This window comes from Pseudomonas sp. LBUM1663 (assembly GCF_059695905.1).
Map to the genome: position 1 here is coordinate 3,570,333 of NZ_CP166792.1, position 12,570 is coordinate 3,582,902.

Annotated in this window: 11 protein-coding genes; 2 read left to right on the forward strand and 9 right to left on the reverse strand. The window is 63.2% G+C overall.

Going from position 1 to position 12,570, the window contains the following annotated elements:
- Positions 1-158 precede the first annotated feature (158 nt).
- From ACA075_RS16190 to ACA075_RS16210, 5 genes are read right to left on the reverse strand one after another with little or no spacing between them, the layout of a single operon-like run.
- The gene (locus ACA075_RS16190; RefSeq protein ID WP_497293820.1) at positions 159-3,236 is read right to left on the reverse strand and encodes an error-prone DNA polymerase; all 3,078 of its coding nucleotides are present in this window, start codon (positions 3,234-3,236) and stop codon (positions 159-161) included.
- Positions 3,233-4,648 carry a Y-family DNA polymerase gene (locus ACA075_RS16195; protein ID WP_497293822.1) on the reverse strand — a complete coding sequence of 472 codons (1,416 nt, stop codon included), beginning with the start codon at positions 4,646-4,648 and terminating at the stop codon, positions 3,233-3,235. Before ACA075_RS16195 ends, ACA075_RS16190 begins: the two co-directional genes overlap by 4 nt.
- 7 nt (positions 4,649-4,655) lie before the next feature.
- Positions 4,656-5,273 (reverse strand): translesion DNA synthesis-associated protein ImuA, encoded by a 618-nt coding sequence (gene imuA / locus ACA075_RS16200; RefSeq protein WP_497293824.1) that lies wholly within the window; start codon positions 5,271-5,273, stop codon positions 4,656-4,658.
- The gene (lexA, locus tag ACA075_RS16205; RefSeq protein WP_497293826.1) at positions 5,273-5,890 is read right to left on the reverse strand and encodes a transcriptional repressor LexA; all 618 of its coding nucleotides are present in this window, start codon (positions 5,888-5,890) and stop codon (positions 5,273-5,275) included. The genes imuA and lexA overlap by 1 nt, the downstream gene beginning before the upstream one ends.
- A 38-nt stretch (positions 5,891-5,928) precedes the next feature.
- Positions 5,929-6,846 (reverse strand): LysR family transcriptional regulator, encoded by a 918-nt coding sequence (locus ACA075_RS16210; RefSeq protein WP_497293827.1) that lies wholly within the window; start codon positions 6,844-6,846, stop codon positions 5,929-5,931.
- Between the two features lie 103 nt (positions 6,847-6,949).
- Here ACA075_RS16210 and ACA075_RS16215 point away from each other — a divergent pair, with 103 nt between their 5' ends.
- Entirely contained in the window at positions 6,950-8,692 is a 1,743-nt protein-coding gene (locus tag ACA075_RS16215) for an amidohydrolase (protein WP_497293828.1), read from the forward strand.
- A gap of 108 nt (positions 8,693-8,800) precedes the next feature.
- A complete protein-coding gene (locus tag ACA075_RS16220; RefSeq protein WP_497293829.1) occupies positions 8,801-9,538 on the forward strand; it encodes a TorF family putative porin in 738 nt (245 codons plus the stop codon).
- Positions 9,539-9,662: 124 nt separating this feature from the next.
- Here ACA075_RS16220 and ACA075_RS16225 read toward each other — a convergent pair whose 3' ends face one another.
- Genes ACA075_RS16225 through ACA075_RS16240 form a run of 4 tightly spaced genes read right to left on the reverse strand, consistent with a single transcriptional unit; the run spans position 9,663 to position 12,536 of the window.
- Entirely contained in the window at positions 9,663-9,950 is a 288-nt protein-coding gene (locus ACA075_RS16225) for a DUF971 domain-containing protein (RefSeq protein ID WP_497293831.1), read from the reverse strand.
- Entirely contained in the window at positions 9,947-10,909 is a 963-nt protein-coding gene (locus ACA075_RS16230; RefSeq protein ID WP_497293833.1) for a HEAT repeat domain-containing protein, read from the reverse strand. The genes ACA075_RS16225 and ACA075_RS16230 overlap by 4 nt, the downstream gene beginning before the upstream one ends.
- Positions 10,906-11,754, reverse strand: coding sequence for an ABC transporter ATP-binding protein (locus ACA075_RS16235; protein WP_497293834.1), 849 nt, complete (start codon positions 11,752-11,754; stop codon positions 10,906-10,908). Before ACA075_RS16235 ends, ACA075_RS16230 begins: the two co-directional genes overlap by 4 nt.
- Positions 11,754-12,536 (reverse strand): ABC transporter permease, encoded by a 783-nt coding sequence (locus ACA075_RS16240; protein WP_497293836.1) that lies wholly within the window; start codon positions 12,534-12,536, stop codon positions 11,754-11,756. Before ACA075_RS16240 ends, ACA075_RS16235 begins: the two co-directional genes overlap by 1 nt.
- Between the last annotated feature and the right edge of the window lie 34 nt (positions 12,537-12,570).

Sequence of the window (12,570 nt, forward strand, 5' to 3'; positions counted from 1 at the left end):
GGCTTGCCCCCGTTCGGCGGCGCAGCCGTCGTGAAACCATTCAACGCAGTTTGTCTGAATGACTGCGGTGACTGGTTTTGGGGCCGCTCCGCGACCCAACGGGGGCAAGCCCCCTCGCTACAAAAGCCCTGTTTGCCACAGAAGCTGCCTTCCACCGTTCAGCGGAAATCCCGGCTGCGCACGCTGATGCCGTCCAGCAAGGGGCTCAGGTCGCTCAAGCGTCCGGCAATCAGGTGTCGCACCTCGCCTTCCTTTTCCCAGCGGCCATCGACCTTGAGCAACTGCGAGCCGACCAAAACCTTTCGCTGCCGATCAGCCAGGTCGCGCCAGACGATGACGTTGATGTTGCCGAATTCGTCTTCGAGAGTGACGAAGGTCACGCCACTGGCAGTACCCGGCCGTTGCCGGCCGGTGACCAACCCGGCGACGCTGACCGGTCGCCCGTGTTCGACCTCCATCAACTCTTTCGAACTGCGGCAGCGTCGGGCTTTCAATTCACCGCGCAGCAACGCCAGCGGATGCGGGCCGAGGGTGGTGCCTACACTGTTGTAGTCGGCCAGCAAGTCCTCGCCCACCGTCGGTTTGGGCAGATAGATCGCAGGTTCTTCCTGACTCGGCAGGCCGGCAAACAAACCAAGCTGTTTCTGCACCCCCGCCACTTCCCAGCGCGCCCGATGACGGTCACCGGCCAGCCCCCGCAGCGCACCGGCATCGGCCAGTTGCTCCTGGGCACGAGCATCGAGTCGCGCGCGCTCGCCCAGGTCGGCGATGTCGACAAATACACCCTTTGCCCTCGCCGCTTCGATGCGCCGGGCATCGTCCTCGCGAAAGCCCTTGATCATCCGCAACCCCATGCGAATCGCCGGCTGCGCGCCGGTGATCGGTTCGAGGCTGCAATCCCAGTCACTGGCGCGCACGTCCACCGGACGAATCTGCAAATGATGCCGGCGCGCGTCCTGCAGAATCTGGTCCGGGCTGTAGAAACCCATGGGCCAACTATTGATCAGCGCACAGGCGAAGGCCGCCGGTTCGTGGCATTTCAACCAGCAACTGGCGTAGGTCAGCAAAGCGAAACTGGCGGCGTGGGACTCGGGAAAACCATAACTGCCGAAGCCTTTGATCTGTTCGAAGATCTGCGCGGCGAACTCGGCCGTGTAGCCGTTCTTCTTCATCCCGGCGGCCAGCCGATCCTTGTGCGGTTCCAGTCCGCCATGGCGTTTCCAGGCGGCCATGGAGCGGCGCAACTGATCAGCCTCGCCGGGGCTGTAGTCGGCGGCGACAATCGCAATCTGCATCACCTGTTCCTGGAACAGCGGCACGCCCAGGGTGCGTTTGAGCACGACTTCCAGTGCCGGGGACGGGTAGACCTCGGGTTCCTCCTTGTTTCGCCGTCGCAGGTAGGGATGCACCATCCCGCCCTGGATCGGCCCCGGACGGACGATTGCCACCTCAATCACCAGGTCATAGAAAGTCCGGGGCTTGAGCCTCGGCAGCATCGACATCTGTGCCCGGGACTCGATCTGGAACACGCCGATGGTGTCGGCACGGCCGATCATGTCGTAGGTTGGCGAGTCTTCGGCCGGGATCGTCGCCAGGCTCAAGTCCAGATGGCGATGACGGCGCAGCAAATCAAAACAACGACGGATCGCGCTGAGCATGCCCAAGGCCAGAATATCCACCTTGAGCAGCCCGACCGCATCGAGATCGTCCTTGTCCCACTGGATGATGGTGCGCTCGGCCATGGCGGCGTTTTCCACCGGCACCAGACTGTCCAGCGGCTGCTCGGAAATCACGAAACCGCCGGGGTGCTGGGACAGGTGTCGGGGGAAACCGATCAGTTGCTGAGTCAAACTCAGCACCCGGCGCAGCACCGGACTCTCGGGGTCGAAGCCGCCTTCAAGCAGGCGTTCCACGGGGGGTGTTGCATCGCTCCAGTGACCACAGCAATCGGCCAGGGCGTTGATCTGGTCCGGCGGCAGACCCAGGGCCTTGGCCACGTCGCGCACCGCGCCGGCCGCGTGATAGGTGCTGACCACTGCCGTAAGTGCGGCGCGGGTCCGGCCATACCGCTGGAACACGTACTGCAAGACTTCTTCGCGCCGTTCGTGTTCGAAATCGACGTCGATGTCCGGTGGTTCATTGCGCTCTTTGGAGAGAAAGCGTTCGAACAACAGCGTGGTGCGATCCGGGTCGATTTCCGTGATGCCCAAGGCAAAACACACCGCCGAGTTCGCGGCAGAACCCCGGCCCTGACAGAGGATTTCCTGCTCACGGGCGAACCGCACAATGTCGTGCACCGTGAGGAAGTAGCTTTCGTAGCCCAGTTCGGCGATCAGCGCCAGTTCCTTGTCGATCTGCACCAGCACCTTGGCTTGCGGACCGTCTGGCCAGCGCCACGCGATCCCCTCTTTGGTCAGATGCCGCAGCCAGGACGTGGCCGTCTGGCCTTGCGGCACCAGCTCGCGGGGATACTGGTAACGCAACTGGCCGAGGTCGAAGGTGCAACGCCGGGCAATGGTCAGCGTTTCATCGAGCAACGCTTGCGGGTAGATCGATTGCAGGGCATCGAGGCTGCGTACATGCCGCTCGCCGTTCGGATGCAGCCGCAACCCGGCCTCGGCCACCGGCAGGTGATGACGGATCGCGGTCATGGTGTCCTGCAACGCCCGCCGCCCACGGGTGTGCATGTGCACATCACCGCTGGCCAGCGCTGGAATCCGCAGTTCCCGCGCCAAGGTCAGAAGGGCGTCCAGTCGCCGGGTGTCGTCCTGCCCGCGATGCAACTGCACTGCCAGCCACAGGCCATCGGTGAACGTCTGCTTGAGCCAGTGACCGCTGGCAAAATCATCGACCGTGTCCGGCACCCACAACGCCAGCAACCCCGGCATCGGCGCGCTGAAGTCCTCGCGCAGTACTTGGTACTGGCCTTTCTGCGTGCGGCGCCGCGCTCGCGTGATCAGCTGGCACAGCGTCTGGTAACCCTCAAGGTTTTCCACCAGCAACACCAGTTTCGGACCGTTCTCGATGCGCACTTCGCTGCCGATGATCAGCGGCAGCTCCACGGATTTGGCCGCTTGCCAGGCGCGGACGATACCGGCCAGGGTGCATTCATCGGTGATCGCCAGCGCTTGATAACCGTGCTTTTTCGCCCGCTGAAACAGTTCCAGGGCACTGGAAGCACCGCGCTGGAAACTGAAGTTCGACAGGCAGTGCAGCTCCGCATACCCGACGCTCATGCGAACCAACCTTGCAGCCACAGCGGGCCGCCCTCGCCCACCGCGCGGTAGGCCCAGCCCTGCTGGCCGGAACGGGTTTCGATCAGGTAGTAATCGCGGCGCACGTCGTCGCCGTCCCACCAGCCGGACTCGATGCGCTCAGGCCCCATGAGGATCCGTGTCGAGCCTTCGTGTACGGCCTGCGGTTCCGTCAGCAACCAGCCCGGACGCTGCACGCCCGCCAACCCCGCGCAGAGTTGGCTGTCGACGCGCGCCTGCCACGCGCACTCTGGCCGGTGATCGGCCTGGAAACGCAAGCCATGCACCGCGTCATCCCCGAGCCGTGCACGCAAGCGTTCGCGCAGTTGCTCCCAGGGCAAGGACTGTTGCGGACGGTCGTCGAACAGTTCCTGACGTTGCGGGACGAAACTCGGCAAGTCTTCGGCGCGCAGCCGAAAGCCGCGCACCGGGGCCTCGACCTGCACCTGTTCCAGCCGCCCCCGGGCCAGTTCGAAGAGCATCGCCGGATCGCGCTCGGCGCTGAGCAGGCCGACCTTGATCACCGTGTCCGGCAAGCCGGCGTGTTCCAGGTGCAGGTCGAAACGCTGCACGCCACTGTCCCGGCCGCAGAGGAAGACCGACAGATCGCCGGTCAAGCGACGCAATGGAAACAGCAGCGCCTGATGGGACTGCACATCGAAGTTGAGCTCGACGCGCACATCGAAGCGGTCCGGCGGCAGGTAAAACGCCAGCGCCAGTCGTCGCTCGCCGAACAGCGCATCCAGATGCTTGAGCACCTGGGCCTCGAAACGTCGCGCCAGGCTATTGCGCGGCAACGCCTGAACCTGACTCAAGGTGCGCAACCCCATGCGCGACAACGCCGTGGCCACCGCCGGCTCCAGGGCAACCCGGTCCACGGGCAACTGCCCCAGGTGATAGCGCAAAGCTTGATCGTCCGGCACCACCAGACCGTCATACATATTGGCCAACACCCGCGCGGCCACCGGGTTGGGCGCGGCGACGATCCGATGACGAAAGCCCAGTTCGCCGAGCTCGGCGCGCAACCGCGCCTCGAACTGCGGCCACGGCCCGAACAGCCCCAGGCTGGTTTCGATTTCAAACACCACGGCACGCGGGTAATGCACGCTGACCTGAGAGCTGAACCGATAGGCCCATGCCGCCAGGAACTGTTGCCAGTGTTCGATCTCGGCGACGTCATATTCGGCCGTGACAAAACCTTTGCTCAAGGCTTGCGCGGCGGTCATCGACTGGCCTGGACGCAAGCCCAGCGCCCGCGCCGGAGCGTTGACCGCTTGCAACACCCGGCGTTGGGCCGGGCCGGTCAGCAGCGCCAACGGTTCATCGGGATCGGGGCGCTGACGCAGTACCGCGTCCAGCGCCAATTGCGGGAAGAGAATGCAGACCCAGCGCATGGCAACCTCAATGCCCCACGGGAAAGGCAATCGGCGCCGAACGGGCCAGCCCGCCCCGACACTTGAGCACGCGCAATTGCGCAGGCCGGGCATCGATGGCGATGCGCAGGGCCGCGGGCGAAGGGTTGATGGCTTCGTTGATCGAGCGATAGGCGAACGCCAGGGTCGAGCCGGTTTCCGCCGCCACCTGCAAGCGCCGCAGCGCGCGGTCGTCGGCCTTGTGCGGCCAGCACAGCACCGCGCCGCAACTGCCTGAACGCAGGCATTGTTCCGCCGCCCACAGCGCATCGCGCTCGCTGGCCTGGATGATCGACAACTGGCGCAGATCGACCCCGGCGTTCTGCCAGGCCTGGGGATACGGCACGTAAGGCGGCGCCACCAGAACAATGCGTTCGCCCGCTGCCGACAGCCGCGCCAGCGCCGGCCACACCAGCTGTAACTCGCCAATACCCTGCCCGGCCAGGAGGATTTCGGTCAGCGCCGCTTCCGGCCAGCCGCCGGTGGGCAACGCCGCGTCCAGCGCGGCATGCCCGGTGGGTTGCGGGCTGACCGCCGGTGGCGCAGGCCGGCCCTTCCAGACCTGGCCGCCATTGAACAGCGTATCCAACGCAACGACGGCGCCCATCACCCTTGCCTCACCAGACCGCAGAACACCCCTTCGATGGCCAGGTCTTGATTGGCCTCGACGATGATCGGCTGATAGGCCGGGTTGCGCGGCAGCAACCGGACAACATCGCCGACCCGCTCGAAACGCTTGATGGTGACTTCACCGTCGAGCCGCGCCACCACGATCTGGCCGTTGAACGCCTCGGGATTGCGGTGCACGCCCACCAGGTCGCCGTCGAGAATGCCGTCCTCGATCATCGAATCACCCTGGACCCGCAGCATGTAGTCCGGCACCCGCGAGAAGATCGACGGGTCGAGCAGCAAGCGGCTGTGCACTTCGGCATCAGCACCGATCGGCGTACCCGCCGCGACCCGACCGAGTACCGGGATGTCCAGCAACTCGGGCCGCGCCGGTTGCCCGAGCAAACGAATGCCCCGGGCCTGATGCGGGTTGACCTCGATAAAGCCGGCTTCGGTCAGCGCCAGCACATGCTTGCGCGCCACGCTGCGGGAGGCGAAACCAAACGCCTCGCTGATTTCAGCGAGGCTCGGAGACTGGCCGTGCTCCGCGATTCGATCGCGGATAAAGGTCAGGATGGCGGTACGGCGGGGGGTTAAAGTCGTCATGGAGTACATTTGTACTCTTTCGGCATTTTCCTGGCAAGGACCGCCAGTCAGCTCAAGCCACGCGACGCCAGAAACCCTGCGATGTAATCGATGAAAGCCAGCACTTTGGCGGTTGCCCGCCGATGACTGGGGTACACCGCCAGGATGTACGAGCCAAAACTGTCGGGATCGATGGCGTAATCGGCCATCACCCGCACCAGCCGCCCGTCGGCGATGTACGGCGCGGCACTCCACAGCGGCGTGTGCAGCAAGCCGCGTCCGGCCAGCGCGTTGGCCAGCAGCAGGTCGTAGTTGTCGCTGCGCAACCGTGGTGATTGCGGTTGCGGAAGGCTCAAGCGCTGCCCGTCGCGCTCGGCCCACCAGAATTCGCGGCTGAGCAACGGATGACGGTAGAGCAGCCATTCGTGGTCATCGAGGGTGTCCGGCGTGACCGGCAACCCCTTGCGCGCCAGATAATCAGGGCTGGCGCACAACGCCAGCCGATTGCTGCCGACGACGCGGGCGATCAGTCCCGGCAAATCGTCATGCCCCTCGCGCAACGCCAGGTCGTAGCCACTTTCCAGCAGGTTGACGAACTCATCGCACAGGTCCACTTGCAGGTTGATCTGCGGGTATTGCTCCAGAAAACCGCCGCACACCTGATCGAGAAAAGCCTGCCCATATGCCAGCGGCGCGGTGATTTTCAGGTTGCCGCGCAGGCCATGCTGCAACTGCTCGATTTCCTCGCCGGCCTCCTCCAGCCGCTGCAACACCTGACGCGCGGTTTCCAGATAAAGACGACCCGATTCGGTCAGCAAAATCCGCCGGGTGCTGCGCTCGAACAACCGGGCGCCGAGCTCCGCCTCGAGGTGATTGACCGCTTTGGTCAGGGCCGACGGGGTCTTGCCCAGTTGCTCGGCGGCGCGGCTGAAACTGCCGAGTTGCGCCGTGACCACAAACATTTTCAATGCACCCAACTTGTCCATATTTTTTCCATTCAGGCAAAAACGTTTTTCGTGAGCGAGGCGTTCTACTGGCCATGACAAGCCACTAATCTGGCCATCAGACGCAATAAAAAGGAAACATTCAATGAAAAGATTCATTCCGAATCTATTGATGGCCGCCGTCAGTTTTGCCTCGATGGAAGCCATGGCAGCCGCCGATCTGGTGCTGATCAATGGCAAGATTTTCACCGCTGACCGCGCCCAATCGAAGGTGCAGGCGTTGGCGGTGCAGGACGGCAAAGTGCTGCAAGTCGGCAGCGATGCGCAGATCAAGGCCCTGATCGCGTCGGGGACCCAAGTCGTCGACCTCGGCGGTAAAGCCCTGATGCCCGGCCTGATCGACAGTCATTCCCACGCCATATTCGGCGGTCTGGAAATGGCCTCGGCCAATATGGAAGACGAGGTGGTCGACCTCGACGAACTGGAAAAACGCCTGAAAGCCTGGCGTGACGACGGCAAAGCGAAACATGGTGATGTGTTGAGCGTGGCCGGCATGAGTTCGGCTTATTGGGCCCAAGCCGAAGCCCTTGGCAAGAAATTCAACAGCGGCGAATGGGCCAAGGTGCCCGTGGTGTTCACCGGCAGCGATCACCACACCGCGTGGGCCAACAACGTGATGCTCGAACGCGCCGGGATTGATGCGGCGCTGCTCAAGTCATTGCCGGACGCCGAAAAAGACACCATCGGCAAACTCGCCGATGGAAGTCCCAACGGTTTCCTGGTGGACGCCGGCTGGGATCGCGTCGCCTCAAAGATGCCGGTGCCAAGCCCCGCCGACATGTTGAAAGCCGCGCAATCCGCCGTGCGCTACAACAACAGCCTGGGCATCACCGCGTGGATGGACCCCGCCGCCAACGCCGCGCCCGGCGAGCCGGTGTTCGCGCTAAAACCCACGGAGAACACCGTCGGCGTACTGCCGGTGTACAAAGCGCTGGCCGAAAGTGGCGGCATGAGCGCCCACGTCGCCGCGTTGCTGGTGGCCAACCCGAAAAGCGTTCCGACCGATCTCGACACTCTGGACAAGGTCCGCCAGCAATTCCAGGGCATCCCGAACCTGACCTTGCCCGGGGTCAAGATCTTCGCCGACGGTGTGATCGAATACCCGGCGCAGAGCGCGGCGATGATCGATCCGTACAGCAACTCGCACAAACAGGGCGAACTGCTGATCGATCCGAAGCACTTCGGCGAATTGGTCAGCGCCATCGATCAGCGCGGCTGGCTGGTGCACATCCATGCCATCGGTGACCGCGCGGTGCGTGAATCGCTGAACGGTATCGCCCAGGCGCGTAAGGATCGCCAGAGCGGCGTGACCCACTCGATCACCCACCTGCAAATGGTCAACCCGAAAGAGTTCGCGCGGTTCAAACCGCTCAACGTCATCGCCTCGATGCAACTGCTGTGGGCCAGCGCCGACGAGTACACCCTGGACATGATCAAGCCGTATGTCAGCGCACAGGCCTTCCGTTACCAATACCCGGCGCACTCGCTGCTTAAACAGGGGGCGACCATCGCCGGCGCCAGTGACTGGGCGGTGTCTTCGCCGAATCCGTGGAACGCCATGGCCCAGGCGATCACCCGGGAAGGCCCGCTGGGCGTGTTGAATGCCGATGAGCGCATTGACCGCGAAACGATGTTCTACGCCTACACCCTGAACGCTGCGCGCACCATCGGGTTGGAGAAGCAGATCGGTTCACTGAGCCCTGGCAAGCAAGCCGACTTCATCGTGCTGGACCGCGACGTGTTCAGCGTCGACAACAAAGCCTTGCATGACACCCAGGTGCTGCAAACCTGGTTCGCCGGTCGCGAAGTCTACGCACCGACGCTCTAAGAAAAATCAGCTTCACCCGCTGCCCTGCCCCGCGCTTGTCGCGGGGGTTCGGCGCAGCCTTGCCGCAAAAAAACTGCCCATAACAATCACAATAACGGGACGCTCCCCATGAAAGCTTTCACCCTGTTCGCCCTCGGTTCCTTGAGCCTTCTTCCCATGAGCAGTCAGGCCTTGCCCTTGAATGACGACTTCGCCGTGCTGGTCGACCTGACCCTGGCCAGCGACTACCGCACCCGTGGCATTTCGCAAACCCAGAATGACCCTGCGGTGCAGGCCGGTTTGACTCTGGCGCACAGCAGCGGCCTGTACCTCGGCGCATGGAGTTCAAATGTCGATTTCGGCGGCGGTTTGAAAACCCGACAGGAAGTCGATTACTACGCCGGTTGGCTCTGGCAAGCGACCGATGCGGTCAGCCTGGACCTTGGCTATCTCAAATACGCTTACCCCAAGGAAAGTCAGTTCAACCAGGGCGAGACATACGCAATCCTCAGCGCTTATGGGGTGAAGCTGGCGGCCTATTACTCCGCGGATGCGCCGGGGATCGACAGCAAACAGAGCTCGCTCTACAGCTACGTCGGCTATGAAACCGAGTTGCCTTATGACACCGGCCTGAAACTGCGCTACGGCAACATGGATTTCAAGGACCCGCACCTGTACACGATGTCGGGCGAAGCCGAAGACTCGTACCGCGAATGGGAAGTCAAACTGACCCACGAACTGGTCGGTGTGATGCTGGGCTTGAGTTATATCGACACTGACCTGTCGAAGAGCCAGTGCGCCAGCAACTGGGGGTTCGACGACGTGTGCAGCGCCACAGTGGTAGCAAGCATCAGCAAATCCTTCTGACCCACCTACTCCCTGTGGGAGCGGGCTTGCCCGCGATAGCGGCTTCTCATTCGACATAGATGTCGCCTGACACAATGCCATCGCGGGCAAGTCGAATCGTCGCACCGCCGCTCCCACAGTGAATTCAGTCGTTCTCAAGAGTGAGTTGTGCCAAGTAAGGCCACGGGTAGATTCCGCGCTCATGGCCGTCGCTGAAGATCAGTTGCAGGCCATACCCCTGCTGGTTGAGTTCAATCACGCGGATGCGCTCATCGACTTTCACCGTCAGCCCCTGCAACCGAAACGCACGACACTGCGAACATGGGCACTGTCGGCGCAACTCGGCATGGCCCAGCAGCTGCTCGCGCCCATCCGGCCAGTTCAATCGCAGCTGTTGTTTACCTTGGGAATTACCAATCGCCAGCGGGTTCATTGCAGCTGGCTCAAGGCGATGCGCACGGCTTTGCGCACTTCCGGGTCGCCATCGTCTTGCGCGGCCTGCAAAGGTGCGATGGCGCCTTTATCGTTCAGTTCCCCAAGGGCCAGCGCGGCTTCCTTGCGCAGGTTGCTGATGCGGTGGCCGAGGGTTTCGATCAGCGCGTCGAGGCCCGGGACGTAACGCAAGCGCCCGAGGCTGCGGGTGGCGCGCAGGCGGACTTGCCAGTAATCATCGCTCAAGGCGTCGACCAGAGCGGCACCGGCGTCAACGTGGCCGACCTTGCCCAACGTCGTCGCAGCTTCTTCGCGCACTTGCCAGGCCTGGTCCTGCAAGGCCTGGCGCAGCGCCGGCAATACTTGCGCATCGGAGGCCAGGCCGAGGGCGCCGGTGGCGGCGCGGCGGACTTCGGTATCCGGGTCGTCGCTGGCCAATTCCGCAAGGGCCGGCAAGGCATCGAGCTGTTTGAGCCAGCCAAGGACGCCGACGGCTTCGCGACGCACACCGGCGTCCTCATCGTTCAAGGCGTCTGAAGCAGCCAAGGCAGCATCGGGAAAGCGCAATTCGCGCAAGGCCCTGAACGCGGCGATGCGCACGCTGACGTCGGTATGCCCGGTCCACGGCAGAATCACCCTGCCCGCGGCTTCGGTCTTGAGCAGACTGAGGCTCTGCGCGGCAGCAGACTGCACCGCCGAGGATGGATCAGTCAGGGCCTGGCACAGCGCTTCAACCACCGGCTCGTCCTCCCAGGCTTCGAGCAATCGCGCGGCTTCAGCGCGCACCTCTTCGGTCGGGTCTTCAGCCAGGCGATTGACTAGCCACAACAGGCCGTCCGGTTCTTCGAGGTCGGCCAGTTCGATCAGGGCAATTCTGCGCACGCCAGGATCTTCATCCGTGAGGCGTGGTTGCAGGGCGAGAATGTCGTCGTTGTCGGTTACATCGAATAGAGAGGTCATAGGGCAAATCGCGGCAGTTTGTTTTCAGGAGGAAGTCCGAGAGGGTTCAGGCGCGGTAGCTGCCGACCGTCTTCGTGACGCAGTAATTCGAGGCAATGGCGTTTCAGGCAGGAGAACGCATGGCTCGTCACCCGTTCGGTGGTGCGTGGCCGGGGGAAGTCGAGGCGCAGGTCTTCGATGATTCGACCGGGGCGCGAGCTCATGACCAGCAGGCGATCGGCGAGGAACAGCGCTTCGTCGATGTCGTGGGTGACGAACACCACGGTGGTGCGAATCCGCGTCCAGATGTCCAGCAGCAGTTCTTGCATGTTCAACCGGGTCAGGGCGTCGAGGGCGCCGAAGGGTTCGTCCATCAGTAACAGACGCGGGCGATTGATCAGCACCCGGGCGATCTCGACTCGTTGTTGCATGCCGCCGGAGAGCTGGTCGGGCCAGCGATCGGCGAAGCCTTCCAACCCTACCAGCGCGAGGATTTCATCGGCGGCCTGGTGGCGCTCGGTTTTGTCGATACCGCGCATTTTCAGGCCGAAGGCGACGTTGTCGCGCACGGTGCGCCAAGGAAACAGCGTGTGGTGCTGGAAGACCATGCCACGCTGGGGCGATGGGGCCGAGACTTGGGCGCCGTCGACGTTCAGTGTTCCGGTATACGACTGCAGATGCCCGGCCAGTGCGCCGAGCAAGGTCGATTTGCCGCACCCGGACGGCCCGAGAATGCAGACGAATTGCCCCGGTTCGATTTGGCAATCGAGGCCTTGCACGGCCTCGAAGGCCTGCTGGCCTTCGCCGAGGACGATGGACAGTTGGCGGATGTCGATCCGCCCTTCAGGGGTTTGCATCACGCTCATCAGGCTTTTCCTCGTGGCCGGTGCCACGGCGTGAACAGCCCGCCGAGACGTTTGATCAGCAGGCTGCTGCCCATCCCGAGTACCCCGATCAGCAACATGCCGACGACGATGTCGGCGTAGTTCTGGATGGTGTAGGACTCCCAGGTGTAATAGCCGATGCCGTATTGGCCGGAGATCATTTCTGCGGTCACCAGGCAGAACCACGAAGTGCCCATGCCGATGGCGAGGCCGGTGATGATGCTGGGCGCAGCGCCTGGCAGGATCACCTCCAGCAGAATCGCTCGGCGCCCTGCCCCGAGGCTTTTGGCCGAGGCGATCAGGCGTGGGTCGACGCCTTCGACGCCGTGCACGGTATTGAGCAGGATCGGGAACAGCGCGCCGGTGAAGGTGATGAAGACCATCGACAGTTCCGAGGACGGGAACATCAGGATGGCCAAAGGGATCCAGGCGACTGCGGGGATTGGGCGCAGGACTTCCAGAGGCGGCAGCAACAAGTCCTCGGCCCATTTCGAACGGCCGATGGCCAGGCCCAAAGCGATGCCGATGATCAACGCTGCCAGGTAACCGGCGAAGACTCGACTGAGGCTGCTGCTCAGGTGCTGGGCAAGCTTGCCGGAATCGCCGAGGCCCAGTGCGGCTTCGATCACCGCCAGTGGCGTCGGGACATTGGCGAAGGTCACCAGGCCGAGGTTCCAGTGGTGGCTGGCGGCGAGTTGCCAGAACAGAAGGCAGAGCAGCAGCGAGGCGGCTCTTGGGATCCAGCGAATATATGATCGGTACATAATTCTTCCTCTCAACCGAGTTCACTGTGGGAGC

Bases quoted from the DNA above. Each gene is read 5' to 3' on its own strand.
- ACA075_RS16190 (WP_497293820.1), bottom strand. From the start codon at position 3,236: ATGAGCGTCGGGTATGCGGAGCTGCACTGCCTGTCGAACTTCAGTTTC.
- ACA075_RS16195 (WP_497293822.1), bottom strand. From the start codon at position 4,648: ATGCGCTGGGTCTGCATTCTCTTCCCGCAATTGGCGCTGGACGCGGTA.
- imuA (WP_497293824.1), bottom strand. From the start codon at position 5,273: ATGGGCGCCGTCGTTGCGTTGGATACGCTGTTCAATGGCGGCCAGGTC.
- lexA (WP_497293826.1), bottom strand. From the start codon at position 5,890: ATGTACTCCATGACGACTTTAACCCCCCGCCGTACCGCCATCCTGACC.
- ACA075_RS16210 (WP_497293827.1), bottom strand. From the start codon at position 6,846: ATGGACAAGTTGGGTGCATTGAAAATGTTTGTGGTCACGGCGCAACTC.
- ACA075_RS16215 (WP_497293828.1), top strand. From the start codon at position 6,950: ATGAAAAGATTCATTCCGAATCTATTGATGGCCGCCGTCAGTTTTGCC.
- ACA075_RS16220 (WP_497293829.1), top strand. From the start codon at position 8,801: ATGAAAGCTTTCACCCTGTTCGCCCTCGGTTCCTTGAGCCTTCTTCCC.
- ACA075_RS16225 (WP_497293831.1), bottom strand. From the start codon at position 9,950: ATGAACCCGCTGGCGATTGGTAATTCCCAAGGTAAACAACAGCTGCGA.
- ACA075_RS16230 (WP_497293833.1), bottom strand. From the start codon at position 10,909: ATGACCTCTCTATTCGATGTAACCGACAACGACGACATTCTCGCCCTG.
- ACA075_RS16235 (WP_497293834.1), bottom strand. From the start codon at position 11,754: ATGAGCGTGATGCAAACCCCTGAAGGGCGGATCGACATCCGCCAACTG.
- ACA075_RS16240 (WP_497293836.1), bottom strand. From the start codon at position 12,536: ATGTACCGATCATATATTCGCTGGATCCCAAGAGCCGCCTCGCTGCTG.